Origin of the sequence: Blautia marasmi (assembly GCF_900258535.1) — a bacterium.
In the GTDB taxonomy this organism is placed as follows: Bacteria; Bacillota; Clostridia; order Lachnospirales; family Lachnospiraceae; genus Blautia; species Blautia hominis.
The window spans coordinates 5,762,618-5,788,298 of record NZ_OIWX01000001.1; the positions used below are offsets into that span (position 1 = coordinate 5,762,618).

25 protein-coding genes and 1 pseudogene are annotated in these 25,681 nt (G+C 41.0%); 2 read left to right on the forward strand and 24 right to left on the reverse strand.

Annotation, left to right across the window (positions count from 1 at the left end; all coding sequences use genetic code 11):
* Positions 1-37: 37 nt before the first annotated feature.
* The 8 genes from C6P39_RS25425 to C6P39_RS25465 form a co-directional block, all read right to left on the reverse strand.
* On the reverse strand, positions 38-733 hold the full coding sequence (locus C6P39_RS25425) for a CpsD/CapB family tyrosine-protein kinase (RefSeq protein WP_104805606.1): 696 nt from the start codon (positions 731-733) through the stop codon (positions 38-40).
* Positions 726-1,448 (reverse strand): CpsB/CapC family capsule biosynthesis tyrosine phosphatase, encoded by a 723-nt coding sequence (locus tag C6P39_RS25430; RefSeq protein WP_104805607.1) that lies wholly within the window; start codon positions 1,446-1,448, stop codon positions 726-728. Before C6P39_RS25430 ends, C6P39_RS25425 begins: the two co-directional genes overlap by 8 nt.
* Positions 1,449-1,509: 61 nt before the next feature.
* On the reverse strand, positions 1,510-2,322 hold the full coding sequence (locus tag C6P39_RS25435) for an immunoglobulin-like domain-containing protein (protein WP_104805608.1): 813 nt from the start codon (positions 2,320-2,322) through the stop codon (positions 1,510-1,512).
* A gap of 176 nt (positions 2,323-2,498) precedes the next feature.
* On the reverse strand, positions 2,499-3,185 hold the full coding sequence (locus C6P39_RS25440; protein ID WP_158661693.1) for a hypothetical protein: 687 nt from the start codon (positions 3,183-3,185) through the stop codon (positions 2,499-2,501).
* Between the two features lie 87 nt (positions 3,186-3,272).
* A complete protein-coding gene (locus C6P39_RS25450) occupies positions 3,273-3,566 on the reverse strand; it encodes a hypothetical protein (RefSeq protein ID WP_104805611.1) in 294 nt (97 codons plus the stop codon).
* Between the two features lie 473 nt (positions 3,567-4,039).
* Positions 4,040-4,279, reverse strand: a complete 240-nt coding sequence (locus tag C6P39_RS25455; RefSeq protein WP_242987139.1) for a hypothetical protein — start codon at positions 4,277-4,279, stop codon at positions 4,040-4,042.
* Positions 4,272-5,816, reverse strand: a complete 1,545-nt coding sequence (gene istA, locus C6P39_RS25460; RefSeq protein ID WP_104805612.1) for an IS21 family transposase — start codon at positions 5,814-5,816, stop codon at positions 4,272-4,274. Before istA ends, C6P39_RS25455 begins: the two co-directional genes overlap by 8 nt.
* Before the next feature lie 108 nt (positions 5,817-5,924).
* A complete protein-coding gene (locus C6P39_RS25465) occupies positions 5,925-6,302 on the reverse strand; it encodes a nucleotidyltransferase domain-containing protein (protein WP_104805613.1) in 378 nt (125 codons plus the stop codon).
* Positions 6,303-6,353: 51 nt separating this feature from the next.
* Between C6P39_RS25465 and C6P39_RS28075 the strand changes: the two are divergent.
* Positions 6,354-7,982 (forward strand): annotated as a pseudogene (locus C6P39_RS28075) (IS1634 family transposase); the annotation flags it as partial.
* A gap of 104 nt (positions 7,983-8,086) precedes the next feature.
* Here the strand turns inward: C6P39_RS28075 and C6P39_RS25480 are convergent.
* From C6P39_RS25480 to C6P39_RS25560, 16 genes are read right to left on the reverse strand one after another with little or no spacing between them, the layout of a single operon-like run.
* Positions 8,087-8,989: a sugar phosphate nucleotidyltransferase gene (locus C6P39_RS25480; RefSeq protein ID WP_104805614.1), complete on the reverse strand. Its 903-nt coding sequence runs from the start codon at positions 8,987-8,989 to the stop codon at positions 8,087-8,089.
* Positions 8,990-9,011: 22 nt separating this feature from the next.
* Positions 9,012-9,773, reverse strand: a complete 762-nt coding sequence (locus tag C6P39_RS25485; RefSeq protein WP_104805615.1) for a 4Fe-4S cluster-binding domain-containing protein — start codon at positions 9,771-9,773, stop codon at positions 9,012-9,014.
* A gap of 24 nt (positions 9,774-9,797) precedes the next feature.
* A complete protein-coding gene (locus C6P39_RS25490; RefSeq protein ID WP_104805616.1) occupies positions 9,798-10,805 on the reverse strand; it encodes an acyltransferase family protein in 1,008 nt (335 codons plus the stop codon).
* The gene (locus tag C6P39_RS27785) at positions 10,805-11,074 is read right to left on the reverse strand and encodes a hypothetical protein (protein ID WP_207657152.1); all 270 of its coding nucleotides are present in this window, start codon (positions 11,072-11,074) and stop codon (positions 10,805-10,807) included. The genes C6P39_RS25490 and C6P39_RS27785 overlap by 1 nt, the downstream gene beginning before the upstream one ends.
* Positions 11,075-11,099: 25 nt before the next feature.
* On the reverse strand, positions 11,100-12,542 hold the full coding sequence (locus C6P39_RS25505; RefSeq protein WP_104805617.1) for a flippase: 1,443 nt from the start codon (positions 12,540-12,542) through the stop codon (positions 11,100-11,102).
* Positions 12,543-14,396, reverse strand: a complete 1,854-nt coding sequence (locus C6P39_RS25510) for a pyruvate formate lyase family protein (RefSeq protein ID WP_104805618.1) — start codon at positions 14,394-14,396, stop codon at positions 12,543-12,545. It lies immediately after the preceding gene.
* The gene (gene glf / locus C6P39_RS25515; RefSeq protein WP_334293918.1) at positions 14,393-15,520 is read right to left on the reverse strand and encodes a UDP-galactopyranose mutase; all 1,128 of its coding nucleotides are present in this window, start codon (positions 15,518-15,520) and stop codon (positions 14,393-14,395) included. The genes C6P39_RS25510 and glf overlap by 4 nt, the downstream gene beginning before the upstream one ends.
* 31 nt (positions 15,521-15,551) lie before the next feature.
* Positions 15,552-16,331 (reverse strand): DUF4422 domain-containing protein, encoded by a 780-nt coding sequence (locus tag C6P39_RS25520; RefSeq protein ID WP_104805620.1) that lies wholly within the window; start codon positions 16,329-16,331, stop codon positions 15,552-15,554.
* 1 nt (position 16,332) lies between these two features.
* Positions 16,333-17,592 (reverse strand): hypothetical protein, encoded by a 1,260-nt coding sequence (locus C6P39_RS25525; RefSeq protein WP_104805621.1) that lies wholly within the window; start codon positions 17,590-17,592, stop codon positions 16,333-16,335.
* Positions 17,582-18,493 (reverse strand): capsular polysaccharide synthesis protein, encoded by a 912-nt coding sequence (locus tag C6P39_RS25530; protein ID WP_104805622.1) that lies wholly within the window; start codon positions 18,491-18,493, stop codon positions 17,582-17,584. The genes C6P39_RS25525 and C6P39_RS25530 overlap by 11 nt, the downstream gene beginning before the upstream one ends.
* A 39-nt stretch (positions 18,494-18,532) precedes the next feature.
* Positions 18,533-19,099, reverse strand: a complete 567-nt coding sequence (locus C6P39_RS25535; protein WP_104805623.1) for an acyltransferase — start codon at positions 19,097-19,099, stop codon at positions 18,533-18,535.
* Positions 19,099-20,280: a radical SAM protein gene (locus C6P39_RS25540; protein WP_104805624.1), complete on the reverse strand. Its 1,182-nt coding sequence runs from the start codon at positions 20,278-20,280 to the stop codon at positions 19,099-19,101. The genes C6P39_RS25535 and C6P39_RS25540 overlap by 1 nt, the downstream gene beginning before the upstream one ends.
* On the reverse strand, positions 20,273-21,286 hold the full coding sequence (locus C6P39_RS25545; protein WP_104805625.1) for an acyltransferase family protein: 1,014 nt from the start codon (positions 21,284-21,286) through the stop codon (positions 20,273-20,275). Before C6P39_RS25545 ends, C6P39_RS25540 begins: the two co-directional genes overlap by 8 nt.
* Complete coding sequence (locus C6P39_RS25550) at positions 21,283-22,251, reverse strand: glycosyltransferase (protein WP_104805626.1); 969 nt, start codon at positions 22,249-22,251, stop codon at positions 21,283-21,285. The genes C6P39_RS25545 and C6P39_RS25550 overlap by 4 nt, the downstream gene beginning before the upstream one ends.
* Complete coding sequence (locus tag C6P39_RS25555; RefSeq protein WP_330407125.1) at positions 22,248-22,742, reverse strand: glycosyltransferase; 495 nt, start codon at positions 22,740-22,742, stop codon at positions 22,248-22,250. Before C6P39_RS25555 ends, C6P39_RS25550 begins: the two co-directional genes overlap by 4 nt.
* A gap of 29 nt (positions 22,743-22,771) precedes the next feature.
* The gene (locus C6P39_RS25560; RefSeq protein WP_104805627.1) at positions 22,772-23,980 is read right to left on the reverse strand and encodes a glycosyltransferase family 4 protein; all 1,209 of its coding nucleotides are present in this window, start codon (positions 23,978-23,980) and stop codon (positions 22,772-22,774) included.
* Positions 23,981-24,960: 980 nt separating this feature from the next.
* On the opposite strand from C6P39_RS25560, the gene C6P39_RS28850 reads away from it, so the two are divergent.
* The gene (locus C6P39_RS28850; RefSeq protein WP_330407126.1) at positions 24,961-25,236 is read left to right on the forward strand and encodes a hypothetical protein; all 276 of its coding nucleotides are present in this window, start codon (positions 24,961-24,963) and stop codon (positions 25,234-25,236) included.
* Positions 25,237-25,681 lie beyond the last annotated feature (445 nt).

Genomic DNA, 25,681 nt, shown 5'->3' on the forward strand with positions numbered 1-25,681 from the left:
TTCATTGCAAAATTTTTCTTACGGTGTCTTGTTGATCTTAATAGTATCCGCCGTATTTATTTCCATAATACCCGCCATACTTCTTGCCATAGTAGCTTCCTGTATGTACATCTACCTTGTTAAGAACAACTCCCAGGAGATTGCTGTTGGCTGCTTTTAACTGTCCAACTACGCCTTTTGCCTCTGCCCTGGAGGAATTATCTGCTGCCAATACAAGTATGGAACCATCACACACCTGGGCAATTACCGCCGCATCAATAACGCTTCCGAGAGGCGGTGTATCAATGATAATATAATCAAATGTGTTCTTCAGACCTGTGAGCAGCTTCTGAAGCCTCTCATTTCCAAGAAGCTCTGTTGGGTTGCTGGGGAAAATTCCGGTTGGAAGCAGGAAGAGGTTTCTCTTATTTGTCCCGTATACCACATCCCCTAATTCAGCCTGACCAGAAAGGTAATGGCTGAGTCCTTTTAACGCTCCTTCCAGTCTCAAACGATGAACCATTACGGATTTTCTCATATCCGCATCAATCAGCAGTGTGTTTCTGCCGCTTTCTGACAAAGCCAGCGCCAGATTATAGGCCACTGTGCTCTTTCCATCATTGGGCGTACAGCTTGTGACTGCAATGACCCGGTTCTCCACACCTGTAAATTCCAGGTTGGTCCTCAAGGTACGGTAAACTTCACGTTCCCGGCTTGATAATGAAACTTCTCCTTTGATTTCTAACTTATCCACTTATGTATTCTCCTCTGATAATTCTTGACGGATTTATTGTGCTGATTTCTTCCCGGTATGTCTTTCCAATTTTCTTATCAATGTAAGAAAGGCAGTCCCTCATCTCCGGACGTCTGTGTGTCACTCCATGGGCATCTGTGCCCAGTACGTGAATGAGTCCGTGTCTCATTAACTTCAACAAATACCATCTTGTGCTCCAGCCTGCTTTACCCATGACACTGGAAACATTGACCTGCATGCAGGCTCCCATTCCGGCCAGCTCTGCAACCTGTTCTTCCTTCTTCATCCCCTGATACCGCTCAATATGAGCAATCACAGGCATATAGCCCGCGTACTGCAAATGCTGCACAGCGTGCCGTATATAACGAAATTCCGCGTAGACAGGAAATTCTACCAAAACATATTTTGTTTCATTCAGAGTCAGTGCGTCACCTCTGTCAAGGGCCTCCACCACTTCCTCGCTGTAGAACAATTCATTTCCCAGATATATCCTGGACTTTGGATTCATTTCCTTAGCGTATTTACAGGTACGCAGATAGGCCCCCATCCTTTTTTCCAGAACGGATGCATCCATGTCACAGTTAAAATGTGGTGTAGCAATAATCTCGTCGATGCCGTCTTTAAACGCCATTCGCAGCATCTTGCGTGTCTCATCCGCATTCTTTGCTCCGTCATCTACACCGGGCAAAATGTGGCAGTGTGTGTCTATTATCAATAATCTTATCCACCTTTACCATAAATTCACCCACCATTATAAAGGAAAGTGCTCTGTTTGTCTACTGGATATTTACCTTTAAAATGGCAGTATTTGACTGATTTCCGTCGCTGTCGACAACATAATACACAACTTCATAGGTTCCCGGTGTATTGGTATCCACCGGATTCTGCAGTTGGATCTGTCTGAAAAGAGCGCTCCTGTCATCTTTATCATCCGTGATATCCTGAATATATGTACTGTAATCAAATTTGCTTCCCACAGGGAGCGTCACTTCATACTGATTCAGCCTGAACTGCGGACTTCCGGCCGGAAGCTGCGCGATTGCCGCTTCCGTTGCCTCTGCACCGCCTGCAGTCTCCTGCGGGGGCTGCTCTGTAGCAGCCGGGTCAGCAGGAGTATCTGCCGGGGCGTCCGCCGGTACATCGCCCTCTCCGGTCCCCTCACCTTCAGGAGCCGGAGCTTCTGTACCTGCTTCACCGTTTTCCGGATTCTCACCCGTTCCTTCCGGTGTCTGCCCGCTGTCTGCCGGAGCCGGCTCACCGGAAGCCTGGTAACTTACCATGATCTTCTTTTTTGCAACATTGCGGCTGTTATCCATTGCCGTATAGGTAACTTCAGCCTGGGTACCATCAGAAGTTGGTTTAACCGATTCCACCATAAGTGTATCTGATACATCTCCGTCCTTGTCATCAACTGCTGTGATACCTTCCAGCAGAAGTTTTTTATCCTGCCCCGCCACATAAGTCAGCGTATTGTCCGCAGGAACTTTTATCTCCGGTGCTGTCTTGTCCCGATTAAGTACCAGATATACGGTACCGGCTGTAATCCCGATGCATACTATAATTGCTGCAGCAATTAAACCTTTTTTCATCTTCTTTCCATTCCTCTCATATATATTTAAAATAAGAAAGTGCTGCTCACTGTTTTTCCCGAGGGAACTTTCTTACGGTCAGCGCGGTAAATGCGCAGACCTGCTGAGTAGTTATACCATAATTTCTATTCTTTCCCATTTCAAACAACATTATTATATTAACATTACACAAATCATTAATCAATTACTTTTTTTAATTCTTTTGGATTGGCAATGGAGTGAATGTAATTGAGAAGTTCCTTCCTATTAAAAATGGCAAGGTCGTCTGCTGCTTTCGGGGGCATAATGAGGTAGGATTTTAATTCCTCAAGGATCTCTGCGATATCAGAATAGCGCACCTCTTTGATTCCGGGGTTTTTTATATTGATATCCAGTTGAAGGGGAAGTCGGTAATGGATTACCAGCCAGGTGTTCATACGTGTGTAATCGCCGTAGTAGTAGTCTTCGGAAAAGAAGTCGGCTGGTTTTATTTTTATATTTGTTTTTTGGATTTCTGCCCAGACAATGTCATCTTTCTTTGTGGTGCTTCTGCCGTATTTGTCCGTGAAGCGTACGATGCGGGGCATGTACTCGGTGAAAAAACGGTAGTCTGTGTATAGATGAAAAAGATAGCCCTGGACACTGGGGTCTGGAAGAAGTCTGCGGTATTTATCAAGAAACTTAGACAATATGGGATATTGGACAATTTCCTGTAATGTGTCCGGACTTCGGAAATGGGATTGGAATTTGTCTTTTACGGTGTCGGGGAGTAAATTGCCAACCAGGAAGGCGTTTTTGACTTTTGGTTGGTTTAGGGGGTGGGAGAATGGCAGCGAATTCAGGAAGAAATTCGCTGCGGTTAGGTGGATGATGTAGCCGGGCATGGTTTTTGTTACCTCACTTATAATATAGATGTCAGGTGGTAGGTTTTCAGGCTCTAATGGAATTTTTTCGATGTACGTATTTTGTCATTATGTATTACATATATCTGTTACTTTTGATAACACTGCCCATACATAGGGTGCGCCGTACATGTTTAGGGCTTTTGGACCGGTTATTTTATCTGGATTTTCTCTTATTTTTGAATACGCTGTTTCAAAAGTACTTTTTGTTATGGAACGTTCTCTGCGGTCTGTAAACATTTCACCGCCTTTGATAGTATAAGTGAAGGGGAGCATTTTCTTTGTGTAGAAGATTTCTCCCTGATGGGAGGCGATTACTTCCCATAGATTGTTAAGGGTTATTGTTTCAGCTGAGTTATCCATGCGGAAATCCTTTCTTTATTTAAGGTATAATTGTCTAGACAGTTTATGTGGCTTTCTTTATAGTATTTTACCCTTAAATACTATAAGGTGCAAGAAAAAGATAGCGTCAAAACGTAAATCCATAATGGCGTTATCTGTATATGATCTTGGAATTGTATGCACATATTAACGCATGTCCGATATCTCTGTCCGGTTTTACTTCAACCTCCTGCGTTTTGTAGCAGCTTATACCATTGTTACTTTCTCAATCAAAAATACAGCCTCTGCTTTATCTAGCAAATATACTGTATAATTAAAGAAATCAAATTTTGAAAGTTTGTGCAATTTACGAAATATCTCCGACGTTTTATACAAAAATATTTGTATTTTCTTTTTGTATATTTCACTCGATAAGCTCACTTTGCACGGACAGATAGCCCACCTTTCACGGACAAGAGATCAGTTACTCTTTAGGGACTCTATGCGCTGTGTCCCTAAAGAGCCTTTCGCAGAAATCCCCGTGCTTCTTCCACACGGTATCTGTGTGGGAAGCCGGCTGTATTGAGGAACTTGCTCTTCCTTTTTGCTGTCCTATATTCAATTTCATTTGTCAGAAGCTTTAAAAGGTATTCCTGCGGTGTGTCTCCTTTCTGCTCGAAAGCCTGTCCTGCAAAGTTTGTAGACAGCTTGAACTGTTTGCAGCATGCTGCAATGGATTTTTCTATATCAGCCATTTGAGACACCTCCCTTCTTGAGGGCGACATCCAGCATCTTCAGATCATTTCTGAACGGAATGACCTTCTGCTGTGCCAGTAAAGCTTTGTTTTCAAGGGGAGGCAGAAACGGTACATCTGCATAGGTTCGCCTGTAAAGGCTCTGCAGACTGTCCGGATCGGTTGCATTCAGCCGTACAGCCTCATCCACTGTCTTGACGGCACTGGCAAATCCGGTTCTTTCTGTAAGTTCAGCAAGAACCTTGAGTACCCGCCCGCGTTCCTTATTTTCACAATTATTCATGTATATCTGCATGCTCTGCGGCATCATATCATAAATGCCACTGTTACGCAGAGAGCGGGGTTTCCTTGCGATATATGTAAGATATGGCAGCCAATCCATTCTTTCATGCTCATCACCGTAAAGACGCTTGTGACGGATAACTTCATGTATGTCTGCATCCATGACGGTCACAGCAGATGATGTAATCTTAAGATTTACGATGGATTCGCAGAAAGCCGGTGAAGCGGAATAACGGTGCTTTCCTGCATCAAGGGTAAACTTGCCATATTTATCTGTTGTTGAGGTCGTGTAAAGTGCCGTGTCAAATGGTACAGAAGGAAGCGGCAGTAAACGTGCCTTATCTTCTTCAAATAGCTCACTGATAAAGCGGTCGGCATCGTCATCATAGTGTTCACGCCGCATATCTGTTTCGCAGCGGTCAAGAAGACGCCTGTTTTCTTCCGTAAGGTCATCAAAGCGGGGGACCGGCACAAGTTCGTTACGGCGCAGATAGCCGACCTTATTTTCCACGTTTCCCTTTTCCCAACCGGATTCGGGATTCATGAATATCGGCCTGATACGATAGTGCTCACAGAAGCGCTGCAAACGTTCTGTTATATCGCGTCCCCCGCCTTTAATGACTTTAGTGACAATGGTTCTGGTATTATCAAACCAGATTTCGGTGGGAACTCCACCGATGTGCTCAAATATAGCAACCAGACCTTCCAGAAGGCACTCCATGTTTTCACCGTAATTAAGCTGCAAAAAACCGCCGTTGCTAAAAGGAAAACTAAGCACAAGATACTTGGCTTCGTGATAGAGCCTGCCGTTTTCATAAAAATCGGCTGTTCCAAAATCTGCCTGAGCTTCGCCGGGGCGATGTTCAAGAGGAATATAGCCATCGGTTCTTTTTAGGCGTAGTTCCTCTTTCTTCTGCTTGACGTATAAAGCGACAAGACGGTAACTGCAGTTGAAACCATCTGCTTCATCCTTAAGGCGTTTAAATATTCTTTTGGCTGTATGTCGTTGTTTTCTTGGCGCAAGCTTGTCTGCCTGCAGCCATTCATCAATCAGAGGCTTGAACGGGTCAAGCTTGGATTCATGAGCCTCTAATGATGCCTTTACGGGAGAAAGACTGTTAAAGTCCTCCATATCCACATATTTTTTGACCATTTTCCAGTTAAGGCCGGTCTCAGATGCGATTTCAGAAATGTTCTTATCTTGTTGATAGAACATATCTCTGATATTATGTATCTGATCTATTGTAGTTGACATTCTCCTTTCCTCCTTGTCTTTATTGTTTGGTCTACAACAAAGATAAGGTTAATGGATATGTCTGCAATGGATCTTTTCATGGGAATGCTCATACTTGGTGGCTACCACTCAGGCGCTGCACCGTTCCTGAGAGCTTTTTGCGAATGTTTTGCAACTTTCTCCAATTTGAAGATGCAACATTCTCCAATTCCCGTTTGCAACATTCGGTAATTCTATTTTACAATAAACCGTTCTGAATTTACCTTGAAGGGCCTTTTTCACCAAATCACGATATTCTTGAAAAGTAAAATTTGATGCCGAAAAACCATAGTCTTCTCTTCCTTTTCGCTTAGCATAGACTGTGTGAAATGTATCCCTAAGCATCACGCAAACATCTACATCACTCTCTGAACGAACATTAGTGTTGTTTGCATAAGATCCCTGTATAAATATATCAATATCCTTATATTTCAATTCATTACATGAGTTGACAGCATCCCTAATCATTTTAATTGTGTTCTCTGCTCTCTGTTCCTCTATCTGAGATAACGGAGCAGTAAACTAGGAACTCTGAATGAGCTTTCCAAACGGTTGAACACAGACAGGGATGGTGTCATGGCATGGGCTAAAGAAGAAGCTAAACTCGAAACCATGAAATACAAAAATGAAACAGAGGATGCTGTCGTCATGATCCCTTTCCATTCTAATAAACTTATGGACTATAGCAGGAAAAAACTTTTTTCAGGAGGATATCTTTTCCTTCAATCTATTTATTACGGCCTTAAGATGGATTCTGTCTGTAGAAAGATCAAGGAACGGTATAAGTTTGAATATGATCTAAATGCCATCCTTTCTGATCTCATTTATACCAGAGTGTTAGAGCCTTCCAGCAAGAGCTCTTCTTTCCGGGCAGCAAAACAGTTCCTTGAACCGCCCGCCTATCAGCTCCATGACGTATACCGGGCCCTTTCGATCCTTGCAAAAGAATCAGACTTCATTCAGTCTGAAGTTTATAAGAACAGTTTTTTTCTCGGTGAAAGAAATGATAAAGTCGTCTATTATGACTGCACAAACTACTACTTTGAAATCGAACAGGAAGACGGTGACAAAAAATACGGAAGATCAAAGGAGCACCGGCCAAACCCTATTGTCCAGATGGGGCTTTTTACAGATGGGGACGGACTTCCGCTTGAGTTTTCTATTTTCCCCGGAAACCAGAACGAGCAAAGGTCATTGAAGCCTTTGGAACTCAAGCTACTTCAGCAATTCGGCTGCCAAAGATTTATTTACTGCAGTGATGCCGGTCTTGCTTCTGAGGATAACCGTTTTTTAAATCATTTAGGAAATCGTGCGTTTATTGTTACTCAGTCCATCAAAAAGCTCCCAAGCCAAGAGCGGGAATGGGCTTTAGACAGGAGCGGATTTAAACGTTTATCTGATGACGCTCCTATTGATATCGCACAACCGGATGCGGAAGATAAACAGGGACTCTTTTATAAAGATGAACCTTATACAACCAAAAAGCTTCACCAGAGACTGATCATAACCTATTCACCCAAATATGCTGCCTATCAGAAAGCAGTTCGTGCGGAACAGATCGCCCGTGCTGAAAAAATGGTTTCCAATGGTTCCTTCAAAAAACAGCACAAAAATCCAAATGATCCGGCAAGGTTTGTGAATTAAGTTGCTGTGACCGAAGAGGGAGAAAAGGCAGGCATCCATTATTATCTTGGTACCGATAAGATTGCGGAAGAAGAAAAATATGATGGACTTTATGCAGTGTGTACTGATCTGTTAGATGATGATGTCGCGGATATCTTAAAAGTAAGCGAAGGTAGGTGGCAGATTGAAGAATGTTTTAGGACCATGAAAACAGATTTCGAGGCAAGACCTGTTTATCTTGCCCGTGAAGACCGGATAAGAGCACATTTTCTTACCTGTTTTCTCCCCTTGCTGCACTTCAGGCTGTTGAAACGTTCATTGTGTAACACGTATACGACAGAAGAATTGCTTCAGAACCTAAAAGACATAAACTTCGCTGATATAGAAGATCAGGGATTCATGCCAATATATGAACGAACAACAATGACGGATGATCTTCATCAGGCATGTGGATTTCGTTCAGACTATCAGTTTATAACAAAACGGAAAATGAAAGAGATCCAGAAAAAAAGTAAAAGGAGATAAAACATTACTATATTTCATATTTTGGTACAAAATGCCACAAGCCCTTGTAAATACTGAGCTTGTGGCACTTTTATTATCTCACATGTGTCAAAGATGAGATTATATCACAAGTCTGCAAATAAATCAGCCTTGTACACGCCGTCTTCCAGCATCTTCTTGAAGCTGTCCTTCACTGCTGCGACATCTTCATGGTAGGTCATGCCATACCAAATGTCATTGGTTTTCAGAACCTTCACGGACATCTTGTCTTTGCTCAGCAACTCACCGATGAAGATAGGAATCAGGTACTCTGCTTTCAGTGGATTGCCAGGCACTTCTTTTTCAAAGAACTCTTTGAATCCTTCCTCCAGCACATCCAAAAACTCAGGAGTCAACCCCCACATGTTCATGGAAACCAGAGAATTCACATCAACAATTACACTATCTGCTTCTGCACCGTTCGCAGTCTTTACAATGTTCTTGGTCTCTACAACCTCAGTCAAGTTATTCAGCTCGTCCATCTTGCAAATGCCACGGGTCACACCACCGTTATCTGACAGTGTGTTCTTCAGCACAAATCCAGCCATGCAGGACTTGCCGCCGTTTACAAGATACTCATGGACAGCCTTGAAGCCTTCCTTGCCATAGTAATCGTCTGCATTGATCACAATGAACGGAGTATTGATCACACTCTTTGCTGCAAGCACAGCATGACCAGTTCCCCACGGCTTTATCCGGCCTTCCGGCAGATTGCCTGGAATATCGTTGATGTCCTGGAAAGCATAATCCACGGTCACATCGTGGACTTTGCAGATTTCAGCAATGCGGTCACCAATGACCTCTTTGAATTCTTTTTCGATATCCTTACGGATAATAAATATCACATGATTAAAGCCAGCCTCAATCGCATCATGGATCGAGTAGTCTATGATAATATGATTAGAAGCATCCACCGGCTCCAATTGTTTAATTCCTGTTCCAAATCGGCTGCCGATTCCGGCCGCCATGATAAGTAATGTTGTGTTCATTCTAGATTTTCCTTTTACATCTTTATATTTTACAAATATGAACTGGTACCTTTACGACCTTTTCAATCATTTCTTTATACTGTATTAAAGAAGCGTCACTGACTTCATAATATTGAGGGCTTGGTATTCCTAATGATTCATACTTGATCTCACTCAAATTATGTCCTTTTATCAACTCAATTTTCAGAATACTCTTCTCATATTTCTTAATTGCATCAATTATTGCAAACTTATTTTCAATATCATCCGTGTAATGCCCTATAACCGGTATTCTGACTGTTATCATCTTTTGAAAAGTAAGCAAATCAAAGTTTGCTTTATATAAGTCCAAATTTCCTTCTGTCACGCTTCTGCAACGGCATTTATCCAATATTTTCATATCAACATAAAAATAATCAATATATGGAATAATACATTCCAATTTTTCTATTGGAACAAAGAGGCAGGTTTCTACGGCAATTGTTATGCTCTCTTTCTCCAATTTTTCCAAAAGCGGCAAAAGCTCATCTACATATAGTAAAGCCTCTCCTCCTGAAAAAGTCACGCCACCGTTTTCCTCATAGAAGATGCGATCCTTGACAATTTCGTCATATATTTCATCGCACGTATAATTTTTTCCGTAGATGCCTTCTACCCCATCTTTATAATATTTTTCGGGATAAGGTTTTATGTTCTCCGGATTAGAGCACCAAGGGCATCTAAGAGAGCAGCCTTTTAAAAAAACTGTCGTTCTTATTCCTGGTCCGTCATGAAGCGAAAATCTCTGAATATTAGTAACTAACATATGCTTTTTTAATGAAGATGCAGCTTAATACAAATATTTTACTTTCAGTTTTTTTAATATCCAAGTCAAGCCAACTGCAATGATTGGAGTCATTGTCACTCTTGATAAATAAATAGTTGCTGCTCCTATTTCTGTTCCGATAAAAGTGATACCCATTCGTCTGCTAAATTCGTACAGTAGCCAATAATTTAATGGCTCAGCATACAGATATATTCCAAAACTATAGGTGCTACAAATCTGCTGCATCCGTCCTCCTTTGTTTTTTCTTGCAATATAGTTTATAGCTAATAACATAAACGACGGACTCACAATATATCTACAGATTGCACCTAACGCTTTATTCTGCAATAATATACCGCCAGAATAAAGTAGAAGAACAAATAACACTAGCCCTGATGAAAAAATCGAATTCCATACCTTTTTTGTTTTGCACCATCCTATTATGTCTTCAATTCTATACCCTGCATAAAACCAAAGGATATAGTACAAAGGATCTCCTAAAAAGTGGTATTGATCATACTTCCTATATATAAATACACCGGCCAGCCAACAAACTGTCACCATCACCAGCTGCACTTTTTTGTTCTGCTTGCAAATGAAAAAAGCCAACAAAAACACAAAAAACAGACATTCTAAATACCAAAGGTAAACGCAAGATGGAAATATCATTTGCTCAAATGCTTTCCATATGCTTACACCATTATAATAGCCAGTCAAATATTTTATAGGCATATTCCAACATAGCCAAACCACAAAAAATGGAATTAAAAGTCTCTTTACTTTTTTTACAATAAAATCTCTTGCATCAAGTGTTTTTCCAAGTGCAAACAGGCTACCTGATAATGCAATAAATACCGGCATATGGAATGTGTAAATAAAACTGGTTATCTCGCTTACTAATCTATGAAAATACGTATCTTGTATTCCAGCTTTTTCCATTAACATTCCATACTGAATTCCACCAAATGGCGTTACAATATCATAAAATGTAGCGTGTCCAATCACAACTAGAATGACCAGAAGATTTCTCATCACATCATAGCACGTCTGTCTGTCTGTCTGTCTGTCTGTCTGTCTGTCTGTCTGTCTGTCTGTCTGTCTGTCTGTCTGTCTGTCTGTCTGTCTGTCTGTCTGTCTGTCTGTCTGTCTGTCTGTCTGTCTGTCTGTCTGTGGTCTGTCTGTCTGTCTGTCTGTCTGTCTGTCTGTCTGTCTGTCTGTCTGTCTGTCTGTCTGTCTGTCTGTCTGTCTGTCTGTCTGTCTGTCTGTCTGTCTGTCTGTCTGTCTGTCTGTCTGTCTGTCAAAGCTTAATTTCTCCTCTCACCTGTGTCAATCTCGCTTAAGGATTTTCTTTGATATATTGTTTATATTTGACAACAAGAACTCATCTTTCATTACAATAAGTCCTAAACCATAAACGACTGCACCTATCATTACTAGTTCAAATGTATGCACAATCGAAGAAGATAAAAATTTTCTTGTCAGCAGGAGTATCGCAAACATTATTCCACCGGCAATAAAATAGTGCGTGCCGCATTTTATTATCTCAAATGGCGACAATTCTTTTCGTACAATATATATCTGAATAATAGCAATCGCAGTTTCTGCTACTACTGATGCGATTGCGGCACCAGTTGCCTGAAACAGTTGAATCAAGAAGAAATTCATCACGAAGTTTGTTGCTGCACCAATAATAACCGTTACCGAAAAAGTATTTTCTCTCTTCGTTGGTATTAAATACTGCATACCCGTAACATTATTAATACCAATTGCAAGAATTAAGAATGACAGAATCCCAAGGAGCGGCACAACTTTTCCGTATCCATCGCCAAAGAACCATGGCACAAAATTACTTGAAACTGCAATAAGTCCAAAAGTCAATGGTATACCACACAGCCAAACAAATTTATATGCCCTGTACATATATTCTTTTACCATCTCGGTATTGCCTTTGCTATAGTGGTATCCAATTCTGGGGATCATCACTGTTCCAAGTGATGTCACTATAGTAAGAACCAGTTTTGAAATTTTAAGGGCCTGTTCATAGTAGCCGTTTTCAAAGGAGTCCTTTGTAATCACACCTATCATGGTCTTGTCCAGTACAGTATAAACTTGCATCGCTATTGTTGGAACAAAAAGGGAAATAACAGTTTTAATATGCTTCGTTGGATGCAATTCTCTTAAAACCGGCTTGTCAACATATTTGGAAACCGAAATCCAATAGCTCAAATTATTAATCAGTCCAAAAAAAGCAATACCAAACAAGTATAGAATAATATCATTTTTTGTCTTAACAACCGCAAAAATATAAATAATATTAACCAGTTTAAATATAATATTCCTTAAAACAATCTTTCCAAATTCTTCCAATCCTTGAAAGAACCATGAAATGTTTGCAATGACAGACAGTAAATTAAGCACTAATACAAGATATAGTTCCTTGTTTGGCTGCATAAATGAAAATGCAACATATGCAATAATACATAAAGCCGAAGCAATCAATTCAATGATATTCGTTTCCCAGAATATGACTGACCTTTTTTTTCGTTCATCCAGAACATAAGATGTTTCTCTCTGCCCAAACGTAGTCAAACCCAAAGTTGCAAACAAAACGAAATAAGAAGATATCGATTCAATATAACTACATGTACCGACACCGTCCGCTCCGAATACTCTCGAAAGATAAGGCGTAGTAATCAATGGAGTGATCAATGTAAGAATTTGATATGCCAAATTATAAATATAATTCTTTTTAATGCTTTTCTGTGCCATTTAGCTTATCATCTCCATTTCCTTTGCTCTCCTAATCAAATTGTCCTTATATTCTTCTGGAAGATCGTTAAAATACGCACTAAATCCCCAAACCCTGACAATAAGGTTTGGATATTTTACAGGGTATTCTTTTGCATCTACAAGCTGTGCGTAAGAAAGCACATTCATTTGAAGCTGAAAAATACCTTCCTTAATTCCACCTTTCATGTAAAGAACAAACTTCGATATATTATCCTTGATAAGCGATGCGGGCACCATCACGTCCAGAACATTAGCATTTGCACTCAAACCGGTAAAAGATAGCTTCGATTCGAAATTCATAATTTCCGTAAGTGCTTCTCCTTTATCTCTGGAGATGTGTGTTTGAAATGGCTCGTTTGACTTTCTTCCATCTAAGGTTGCCCCACAATTCTTACCAAGATCTAAATATCCTGGAGAACTTAGACCAAATTTAACTTTCCCTCCAAGTGGATTTCTGTAATTTCTAAAATTGTCTTCCGTTTCTCTTATCAGATAGTTTGTTAATTTAACTGCCTCCTCATCATCTGTTCCGTAGCCATTTTTGTTGATTGAAAAAGGATCTACGCCATCTTTATAGTTATCTTTGATAATGTTCTGAATATCATCCAGTGTATATTCTTGCTTATCAAACACAAAATTATTTATATTTAGGATTGAGTTTACGGCTGCGGACATTCCAATTGAAAGAATGCCATAGTTGTTATATTTTGCTCCACCTTCGGATATATCTTTTCCCAGTCCCATCATTATCGACAGCAAAGGATCTTTTTGCCAGTGAATCGAATTCAGCCCGTGGATTATGCTCTGACAGTTTTCCTCTAGTTTTTCAATATAAAGCTCGATAATTGCCTTCATGTCAGCGCAATGCACAAACCGATCATCTAAGATCATCTTATTAACGCATCTACCATACTCGATGTTTGCCAAATTATTTTGCTCTAGAGAATTTCCAATAGAAAGCGGCTCCCAACAAGCAGAAACTCCATAATTATATGCATCTTCTGTGTCATATCCAAAATCAATCAGCTTAGATATGACAATGTCGTCATTGGAGAAAAGGGGGCTGCCGATTCCCGTTGCGTTACATTCCATAGCCATTTCTAACAGATCTGTAGGCATAGACTTGCTACACCTTAGTAAAATTTTAGGATCGGGAAGGTGAACTTTTTGCAAACATTTGATAAAAAGTCTAGTATACTCATTGCAAAAATAATTATTAGAATCATCTAAACCTCCAAGAATGATGATTTGTCCTGTATCTCCTTTTAAAGAAGCACTTTTAAATGTATACTCTTGATGTAACGTTTGCAAAAATTCCTCAATAAGTGTTTCCGCATTTTCCGGAACATCATAAGGTGCTAATACTTTGTCCAACCTACCGAGACCAACAAGGGTATGACCCGTTTGCCACAGCAATGAATTCCAAAGAAGAATTGCTTGAAGTGCCTCCTTCAGATCTGTTGGCTTTTGCAAGGTTACTCTGGAATCATCTATCTTTTTTATGAATGCCTTTATCACATTTTCAGTATCACTATCTTCCAGTTTTCTATTAATAACATAGGCATAGTCCACCGGCATATTATCCACGATAATATTATCGGTCTTAACTACAATAGAATGATCGATTGAGTAGAAAAAATTTCCTACCCCCTCATTAACAATCCTAGCTTTCTTTAGAATGGCTGGCAAATCATATTTTATTGGTTTAACTTCCTGAACAGCCGCTTTCAATCCAATCCCGTATTTATTAGAATAATTCTTATAGGTTTTTAAATCTCTATATATTGTATAAACCGGAGATTTTTTTATTACATTTTTTACTGTAGAATTCATAATGTCCTCTCCACGCTAAATTCACTTTCACATTTTTCAAGTGCAGAAGCAATTGTTACATCCATGTCGTAATACTTATATTCCCCCAGCCGACCACCGAAGATTACTTTCGGTTCGACGTCGGCCTGCTTCTTATACTCAGCATAGAGAGCACCATTTTGGGCATCATTGACTGGATAATATGGCTCACCGCCGGGCTTCCACTCTGAGGAATACTCGCGGCTGATGATAGTTTTCTGTAGCTCGTTGCCGTTCTCATTCTTGCCGAACTCAAACCACTTGTGCTCAATGATGCGCGTCCACGGGGTCTCACAGTCGGTGTAGTTGACGGCGGCATTGCCCTGGAAGCTGGGCTTGTCAAGCAGCTCGTTTTCAAAACGAACAGAGCGATACTCCAGTGTGCCGAGTTTATAGTCGAAGTATGCATCAACGGGGCCGGTGTAGACGATTTTATCCGCTAACTTGTCCAGCTCGGCCTTGTTTTCCAGATAGTCGGTGTTCAGGCGTACCTCGATGCCGTTCAAAAGATTTGCAATCATCTTGGTGTAGCCGCCGATGGGAATGCCCTGATACAGCGCGTTGAAATAGTTGTTGTCGAAGGTCAGGCGCACCGGCAGGCGCTTGATGATGAAAGCGGGCAAATCCTTGCAGTTGCGGCCCCACTGCTTTTCAGTGTAGCCCTTGATGAGCTTTTCATAAATGTCGCGGCCCACAAGGGAGATGGCCTGCTCCTCAAGGTTCTGCGGCTCGCCGGTGATTTCCTTGCGCTGCTCTTCGATCTTGGCAGCAGCCTCCTCCGGCGTGACAACACCCCACATTTTATTGAAGGTGTACATATTGAAGGGCAGTGAGTACAGCTCACCCTTGTAATTGGCTACGGGTGAGTTGGTAAAACGGTTAAACTCGGCAAATTGTGTGATATAGTTCCATACCTTTTTGTTGTTCGTATGAAAAATATGCGCACCATACTTGTGGACATTGATGCCTTCAATATTCTCCGTGTAAATATTTCCTGCGATATTAGGACGCTTGTCTACAACCAAAACAGATTTACCATGTGCTTTTGCTTCATGCGCAAAAACTGCTCCATACAGACCTGCTCCTACCACCAAATAATCGTACATCATTCACTTTCTCTCCTCGCCCTATCCATCATTATCTTTTGAAAATTTTTTCTACTCTCCCAATATTTTTAGTTAACACATTCATGCTGCGAATCTCTGTATTAAAAACAGGAAGTTCTTTGTAATTCACCTTATTATGTAACAACCAGACATTCAACAATCTCTCAGAAATAAATCCATATACTCTAGCCTGGTATGTATCCTCATACTTACTTAAATCTATCTTTTTCTCTAACCGGTCATAAATGGAGAACAACCAACTGGCATAAGCATCAAAGTTCTTTTTCTGTGTTATAAACATATTTCCATTAAAATAGTAATGTTCCTTCATAGCCTGGTCAAATGCATTCAAATATTCCGGACAAGCCTCTGCAATCGCTTCTCGTGTCAGGATTAGATCTTCACCATGATGCATTTTTGCATATGTCTGGCAAACAGTCTTGAAACCTTTTTCCGGGATAGGAACAATCATATCGTACCCTTTCAATAGCATTTCTGCTTGTCTGAATTCGATGTTTTGCGGAACATTTCCACCGAAACTATAGGATAGATTTTCTCGTTTACTCGTAAATCCACGTCTGTAATGAACCAATCCCACAATATCTTCCGGATTTTCTTCGCTATTTTTCCAGATCCAATACATTCCTGTCAGTTCACAGAAATACGGGTTTTTTTTCGCAATATTATCCCCTACATCATCTCGCAGATAATATAGTTTCATATTATCATTAGTTCCAACATGGAGAACTTTGTACCCATCTTTACAAAAGTTTTTATCATCAAACACTTTGTGTGTAATCACATATATCATCTCAGCACCTCCTATTTTCACTAACTATTTTATCATTTTCGTCAAATATGATTCCTAAAACAATAAAATACAATAAAGCATATGGCGCAAAATACGCCAGTTCTCCAATTGAAGCGATGATGAGATATACATTTAGTGACAACATAGAAAAATACCTCATTGCCCCAACATCTGATATTCTATATTGCATAGTCTTTTTTAGTAAGAATAATATTAAAATAATGAATGCTACCACTCCTAATACACCAAACTGTGCCAAACAAGCTTGCCAAAATCCGTCATTCAGATAGGCTGCTGTGTTTTTAGACATTCCGTCGATTTGGTTATATCCCAACTGATAGTATATGGGTGAGTATGAAACAACCGACATATTGGTTCCAAATGAAGCAAATCCTGCGCCAAAGGGAAAATACTTCTTAGCGATAGATGCCGCATCTGCAAAAAGCACTGCTCTAGCAGACCATGTTTTGCTCATAAAATATGTTGCAAACTGATCATATGCAAGATATCCTGCAAGAAGTAATGACACCGTCGCATAAATTAGTTTGTTTTTTATTTTCCACACCTCAATCATCAAATAGAGTCCCCAGAAAACGGCCACAAAAGCAATTGCTTTTGCCCTAAATGTGAAAATAATTATCACTGATGACATTATCATATATATGTAATTGTTTCCTCTATCACATGTTACTGCTAATATAAGTAAAAACACAATACATGCCGCGGCTAAATATGTTGGATGTGGATAAAATAGTTCTATAGATTTTCCGAACATACGATGGTCAAATATCCCAAAAAACGGAGACATAAATTCATCATGTATGGCGAAAACGAAATAAATCAATACCATAAATCTTGTCACACTCAGTACAGATTTCTTCAAAAAATCTTTATTGACCCTACTACTGCAGATTCTCATCGACAAATAACCCACTATAAATTTCGAACAAGTAAATAAATCCAATCCCCAAATTGAAAACGGCTGAATTCTTAAGCGCAAAGTTCCTACAATACCTGTTACTACAAACAACAGATAAATGTACAAAATTCTTCTATCGCTTTTTTCACATTTCTTTTTTGCTAGGAGTGACAGAGTCACATACAACAGGCAACAAACTGCGATTACATCATCTATATAATTAAATATTTTAGAAATAATTTGAATCGAGCTGCTTTGCAGTGCAATTTGAAATATCAGTACCACATAAGCAATTTCAAATAAGACTTCATTTCTTCCTTTTTTATATATTCTAATTTTCATTTAAAAGCCGTCCCCAAAAAGTTTTTTTGTTCCCACTGCTTACTTGATGTGGATATTTATATGACAGTTTATGTAAGTTACTTTTTTGACTTAGATTAGCCATCTCGTGTTCACTATATGCTCTATCCAAGAAGTGGTCATTTAGCAAGAAGATACTTGCATCTTTTTGAGGCAGTTCATTAACCATTTTATCAATATCACTGCTGTGTTTACGCGCCACTGTTAAAAAGCAATCAATCAGAAGATAGCTGATCAGGCAGTCATGTTCCTTCCAATAGCAATTAAACAAACGGCTGACGGTTTTAGCAAAAGCATTTCCTTTACCTGCCGCCTGAAAAAAGCCTGTCCATTCCCATTCTTCAAATGCGCCCTTGATCGAATAGTATTCGTATTCATATATTTCTTTTGAAAAAGGCGCCGTCATATAAATAGTTGCGTCCATCCAGATGCCGCCATGCTCATACAGGAGATTTTCCCTTAAAATATCAGAAAAGTGCGTCATCGTCATCTTTTTGCTTTCTATCTTATCATAAATGTACTGTGGTACTTTTATATAGTTTCTGACGTTTTTCTCTGTAATCAACACCACCGGATGGCTACCAGCATTTTTCAATACGCTTTTATAGCAACATTTTACAATAGGTGGCATCGTTCCTTCACCTTGCCACCAAAATATCCATATCGGATCATCCTCTTTAATTTTACAGTGACTGGAGTATCCTGCGTTTGCTTTATCAGCCTCTCCGCCATATCTTTTGTCCAGCCATTTAATGATCCGCTCATATTTGAAATTTTCATAAGCCTTTACTACATCATTCAGTTCAAGTTTTCGCAAAACTCTAGTGAATCCGGCAATTGCAAAAATCCCAACACCAAACTCCTTAATATATTCCTTGTTCATCGAATCCTCCTGCTTACATTAGACAGGCAGATATCTCTATCACTCGTTCGTTCCGGATTCTTCAAACCTGCTCCATCCATTTTCATCGTACTTTTTTATTATTTTAGCTGGACTTCCCACTGCAACACAATAATCGGGAATATCTCTTGTCACAATCGAATTAGCTCCAACCACACAGTGTCTTCCTATTTTCACATTTCCGACAATCACAGCATTGATCCCAATATAGGAACCTTCTCCTATAGAAACTCTTTGTTCCTTCTGTGTAATTCCCTGATCAATAACCGGAATATCAATGTTCCTATATTCATGATCACAATCCGTTATATAAACATTCGGTGAAAGGAGAACCTTTTCCCCAATTTTCAAAGAGTTTGCAATAGAAATCCGGCATCGCTCACCAATTTCGGAGCCCTTGCCGATTCTCACCGTCCCCCCCGACCAAATCTGGGCGTATGGGCGTACTGTTACAGAATCTTCCAGTACAATATTGTGTCTTCCTTTTAACGCGCAGTGCTTTCCAATATAAATATTTTTCCCTGCCTGCACCTGAAAGTATTTGGCGCGAATTGTTCCAATCAATATCTTCACAATGGATTTCATCATCACTTCTTCTCCATCTGCTGTGCGATATCAGCATCCACGATTTCCTCGCCGGTTTTATGTTTCAGCTGCTCCCTACTTGCCTCACTCAGACCATTGTTGATCACACAGTTCATATCGCAGGTGCTGCACTTGTCCAGTTCTTCTTTGGTAACCTTGCCGTCATGGTAATCACGACAGATTTTCAGCTCATACATAGAATACGGATGCTTGGTGAACAGAGCCTTGAACTTATGTACCAGAACCCAAGTAGCCGGCTTCCAGATGTACTTGTGCATTGCCGGAGACACGCTGCCGATCATCCAGCAGTCACGAGCGCAGCAGCGTACCTTTGCACGAACCTTTTCTGCTTCCAAGCTGTTCCACAGCTCGTCCCAAGTCTGGTTATTCAGGTTGCCCATAACTTCCTTGTCCTTAGTGCCATTGCAAGGCATGACATCGCCATACGGATCAATGAAGAAGGTGTCAAAGCTCATATCGCAGGGTAGCAGACGCTTCTGGCCATAGATGTAATTAATCAGACCATGGTTGAAGTAGGCGCGGAACCATTTCTTCGGGCTGTTGCTACAAAGCAGTTCGTTGACCAGATTCTCGAAATTCTTTGCAACCATCGGACGGTCATGGATGATGTTCTTAGCCTCAACGAAGTAGAAGCTGTTGTGCAGAGAAGCGGTTGCAAACTCCATACCCATCTCATCAGAAATCTTGTACAGAGGAACCATATCAGGAGCATTCTTGTCCTGAACTGTCATACCGAAACCAACGTCCTTCATGCCCATCTTACGCAGCTTTTTCAGCGTGCCATAACCGCGTTGATAGCCGTTCTGTAGACCACGGATCTCATTGTTGGTCTGCTCCAGGCCCTCAATAGAAATACGGATACCAATCTGCGGAAACTCTTTGCACAGGTCAACGATACGATTGGTAAAGAATCCGTTGGTCGAAATAACAATACGGTCAGACTTCTTGTACAGCTCACGCACGATATCCTTCAGATCAGTACGGATAAATGGTTCGCCGCCGGTGATGTTCGTGAAGTACATCTTCGGCAACTTCTTAATGGTTTCGATGCTAATTTCCTCTTCCGGCTTGGAAGGTGCTTTATAGCGATTGCACATGGAGCAACGAGCGTTGCAGCGATAAGTGACGATGACCGTACCATTTAACTTCTTTTCTTCAGACATGATTAACTCTCCTATTGTTTACTTTCTCTTTTAAGAATGTTTCGATTTTATTTAAGAACCACTTAGCACATACCGAGAACACAACCGAACCGCAGATGACTGCAACTGCTGTGAAGATATATGCCAGTAAGCCATTTCCAAATAAATGCACGAGATACAGCTTTTCAAGTACACGATAAATCACCATGTGACACAGGTAAATCTCGAAGCAGATACCACCGAGGAACTTGGCGACTGGATTGACCAGTCCCCCCCACGTTCTACAACCGAGAGTATAGACCAGTGCTGCCACACAGAAGAACAGCATTGTGAGCGTAGAACTGCCTAATGCAAAATAAGCAACTGTGGCAATCAGCAGAATTGCACCGGGGAGCACTTTGTACTTCTGCGCAAATTCAGCTATCTCTTTCCGGTAAAGGAAAATCAAGCCGCCAGCAATGAAATAAACTGCATCATAGACGATACTTGTTCTTCCGACATTAAAGTAGCTGCCGCACAAATAGTTGAATACCAATGCCGCAACTGCTACGCCCCAAGCTCGTTTCTTGTTTCCCAGCAGGAAGCAGAAGAAGGGGAACAGCATATAGAACACAAAAATGACAGCCAGCGTCCAGCTTACGCCAATAACTGAAATATTTGCATTCGGCAGAAGCCCCTGGCATAAGGTCAGGTTTGCAAAGACTTCAAACAGAGAATTCTTATTCGGCGAGATTACAAAATCTAACGCACACAACAGTGCAAAGTACGGCCAGATTTTGATGTACCGCTTTATGTAGAACTCCTCCATACTAATCTTTCGGTCTATAATTTTTTGGTAGTAACCACAGCACATACCGAAACCGCTGACCATCATAAAAAGGAAAATGAGGTTTGTGAAAGATGGGATAAGCCTCCCAAACACAAATCCTCCCAGTTCATATTTCCCGTTTGAAAGGACGTGCATCAAAGCAATGCCAATGATGGCATACGCCTTTAAGCCGTCTATTCCCTCATATCTCTCTTTCATTCCGCAAGCATCCCCCACAATGTTTTTGCATACTTTTTTTCCGAACACTCATCTTCAAGAAACTTCTTGAATTTCATCGCGCAGGCATCGGCCTCAGCCGAGTGCTGCAAATAATGCTGAATTTTATCTACCCAGTCCTCTACGGCATTCTTGCATAGGGCTCCACGTCCGTCCGACAAATATCCTTTTGTCGTCACGGTATCAGACGTTATAATCATCTTATTATTTGCAGCCGCCTGAAAATAGACCGTCAGACCTGCCGGTGCTTCTGTATCCAATGGCATAGCAATAAGCTGTGACTGACACAAAAACTCCATAAACGCATTTTCCGGAATATCTGTTTTAACGCAGACATTATTACCCATAACATTTGAAAACTGCTCTTTCAGGGCACTGGGCATAACACAATTGAATGTCACATTTGGAAGTGCCTTCGCTACTTCAAACAGCAATTTCCAATCTCTGCCATTTCTTCCACCACAGAAGACAGTGTTCGCCTTAGTTTCCACTGGTCTGTCCAGTGTATAATTTTGATGGTAGACATCATGTAAAAGGGTAAAATCAGCTTTTGTATTCAAAATTTCATTGATATAACAGCCATATTCCACAGTCGTAACCGTTGCTGCAAAATAATGTGAACATAATGCCCTTTTATAGAGGTATTTTGCAATTCTGTTTTTAGCTGTTTTTTTATCTTTCAATAAAATATTGATTGCTATAACTTTAATTTTCTTGTCGGTCAACTTACCTAGCCGCCAACATAACACCCCCATAAAATCATACCAACATACAACGGTATCTCCCGCTTTTGCACGTTTTACGGTTGTGCTACATACCGAAAACATTTGCTTAATAGATGTACAACGCCATTCTGGATAAATTTCCTCGTACTCTTTTTCAAATGCCGCTGTCAAGAATGACATATCTTCCAATTTCTTGGGTTTATCATATAAAACATAAATCATGCTTCACCTCTATAAACCTTCATAATTTTCTCATAATACTCGTCAATAGTATCGAAGCTGATATTCCTGCAGTTTTCACTGTACTTCTCGCACAGATCCTTATCGTCCCAGAGCTTCTTTATTTTTTTCTTCAACTCTACTTCATCTCCGCTCTTGAACAGCTCGCCGGTCTTGCCAACCTGAATCAGTTCCGGGATGCCGCCGATATCAGTGCCCAGCACCGGTGTACCATACATCTGAGATTCCATCACAGAGAATGGGCAGTTCTCATACCACTCAGACGGATAAATGGAGAACCGTGCCCCACGAATCAATTTCTCCAAAGCTTTACCATTCTGGAATCCAACATTCTCGATGTTTTCTATACCATTAATTCTCTCTTCCAGCGGGCCGATACCGGCGAAGATAAACTGTACATCCGGCAATTCCTTGCAAACCTTGATGAGTGTGCCGATACCTTTTTCTTCGGAGAAGCGACCAAAATACAGCACATAATCCATCCGCTGATACTTACAGAGAATTACCCCCCCCCCAGATAAATCGGAATAAGCTTGTTACAATAAGCTTCAAGGTCATCTCGATCAAGGTTTAGGCATGCCTTTGCATAATGATCGGTTTCTATTGGATTGTTCCAAAGTTCCTTAATAATAGATGCCAGCTGTTTGGAATCTCTACTTGTAAACAAACGACCGTCCACACCGTCTGTAATCAGCTCTGGAATGCCACCGATGTTTGCACCAATGACAGGCGTTCCACGCTGCTGACTTTCCATAACAGAGAACGGACAGTTCTCATATACCTCCGAAGGGCAGATGGAAAACTTCGCTTCTCGAATCAATGTGTCCAATGCCTCGCCAGTCTGGAAACCAACATTCTTAACATTTTTCAACTGTTCAACCTTTTCCTCCAACGGACCGGAGCCAGCGAAAATAAACTGAATATCTGGTAGCAGATTGCAGGTCTCAACCAGTGTGTTGATGCCCTTTTCTTCTGAGAAACGCCCAAAATAGAGAACGTAGTCTTGCTTCTCAACTTCTTTAGGCTCTACCTCTTCCACAAAGTTGTGCATTGCAATCGTCTTGGTTGCAAACAACGGATTCGTGTCCATCTTGGTTCTCAGGAACTCAGAGCAACAAATGATTTTGTCAATATACTTGTAAGCTCCGTTCCATTTCCAGAACTCAGCCTCCATCATACCAACGATAGACTTCGCCGTAGATCCGTGAACACATTTTCCCTTCACACAGTTCATAAAATGACCGCCGAGGCATTTCTCGCAATTTTCATGTGTAATAGGATTCTTTAACTGATGGTTCGGACAGACAAGCTGATAGTCGTGCGCCGTGAAAACGATCTTGCACTTATATCCGGTCTCTTTCCGCCACTTCACGATTTCCAAAATCATGGAAGGCGTCAGCTGGTAGTTAAAGTTGTTCAGGTGGCAGACATCCGGCTGGAAGCCATCCAGAACTTTTCTCAGCTGTACTCTTGCCTCTTTGCTGTAAATTGTCTTGATTGGGTAGGTCAGTTTGCTTAACTTGCTGCCACCGTGAAAGTCCATATCACTTGTATAAGCATTGACCCGGTTGCCAACACAGCGTCCTTTGTGATCCATACCGAAATACTGAACCTCATGTCCCATCTTCTCAAGCTGTTCTCCCAGTTTGAAGATGTACGTCTCGCTACCGCCGTTGGCGTGTAAAAATTTATTTATAACGCAGATACGCATACTCTTTCCCTTTTCTGTGCTGTAGTTTTCTTTTGTTTCCTATCCCCCATTCAGATAAAGCAGTTCTGATGTATTATTCATAAACCAGAGTGCTCTCCCCAAACGCAGGTAATGATACTAAAAATCCTTATGATAAAATCATCTGTTGTTGCCGAATAAAGGCCACGAGATAAAAAAGATTGTTTCCACTTTTCATTCTTCTAAAAAATTCCGTAAATACGCCATTTTTACAGCCTTTTCACTATGTACATCTCACTACCTTCTTTCGGTCAGAGGAGATTATTGATTTCGAGGATACGCATTATTTTCCTTTTTAAAATGTATTTTTTGCTATGTTTGTTTCTTTTCCGCATTAGTAAAGTAAAGATGATTTTATCATCAGTATCTTTCATTCTGTTTCAGCACCCCCAGCTATTAGCAATAATGTTCTTATCATCAATATTTACTATTTTGATGTAGCTTTAACCACCCCCGGAATGTTTCATCATCTGCACTTGATTAAAGGATATTACTTACCATTCTTGAGAGTTAAAAGTTCTCAATAAAAAGAATAGCCTTTTCGTATGGTTTTATGATATCTTTAAGTTCTCACACTTAAGAAAGATAAGGCCATCGAAAAAGCTATTCCGTGTATGAGTTTACCATACTTTTTCGCGGCTGACCATACGATAATATAATGTTTTATGTTATTTTGAATCCTGTTTCTCACGCAAAGCTGCTTTCCGCTGGTTTATTACTATTACACTCGGTCTTATGCTGCGTTCCGATAAGCTCGGCGTTACTTCTATCATTCGCGACCTGGCACTTGGCTCGGATTGTTACCTTCCTATGCTCCATTTCTTTCGGGCTTCCTCCTGGTCTTTGGAGCAGGTACGCCAGCGTTGGTTTTATGCTGTCAGAGAGTACGCACCACTTTATAAAGAAGGGGATCTGCACGTCCTTGTCGGTGCCTGGTCAAGCAGTCTAAGGAAGGACGGCGGATGCCGGGCGTCAAGAAACTGTTCCAGGAATCTGAAAATTCTGCAAAGCCAGAGTATATCCATGGGCATATGTTTGGCGGCCTGGGTATACTGGCTGGAACTGTCCGTAACTGGACGTGTATCCCTTTGAGCATCCAGCTCCATGACGGCCTGCAGGCTGCCAGAAGCTTGGAGAACGCATCTGTCCCCTGTGCCTCTCACGTTGTACAGATGGTGGAGGATGCCTATAAGGCAGCCAGGGTCTTTGGAAATTCCCTGCTTCTGCTGGAGCTATAGATTCCGGATCGAATGCACTTTTCGGGAGCTGAAACAGCAGACCGGGGCATTCTGCTACCGTTTCTGTTCAAAATACATGCCAAGGTTAAGCTGTTACCAGAAGAAAGGTGACCCAACACCCTTGGAACAGGTAAAGGATGGAAACGCCCGCAAAAAAATCCTGGAAGCGGTACGTGCCACCGAAATGCACATAGCACTATCCTGTATCGCAATGGGGATCCTGCAGAGCGTGTCGATCCATTTCATAGGGACAGTCAGTTCTGACCAGCTCCGTTACCAGAGGACCCCTTCCAGGGAAAGAGTATCGGAAAGTGCCCTCATATATTATTTGAGAAAACATTTTTCGCCTTATGGCACAAAAACCCGGATTATACATAACACGAATAATTCAGGAACAGCTGGATGGGTCAGGGAACCACTGGGATTCACTAGCTTCTTAGTGCTA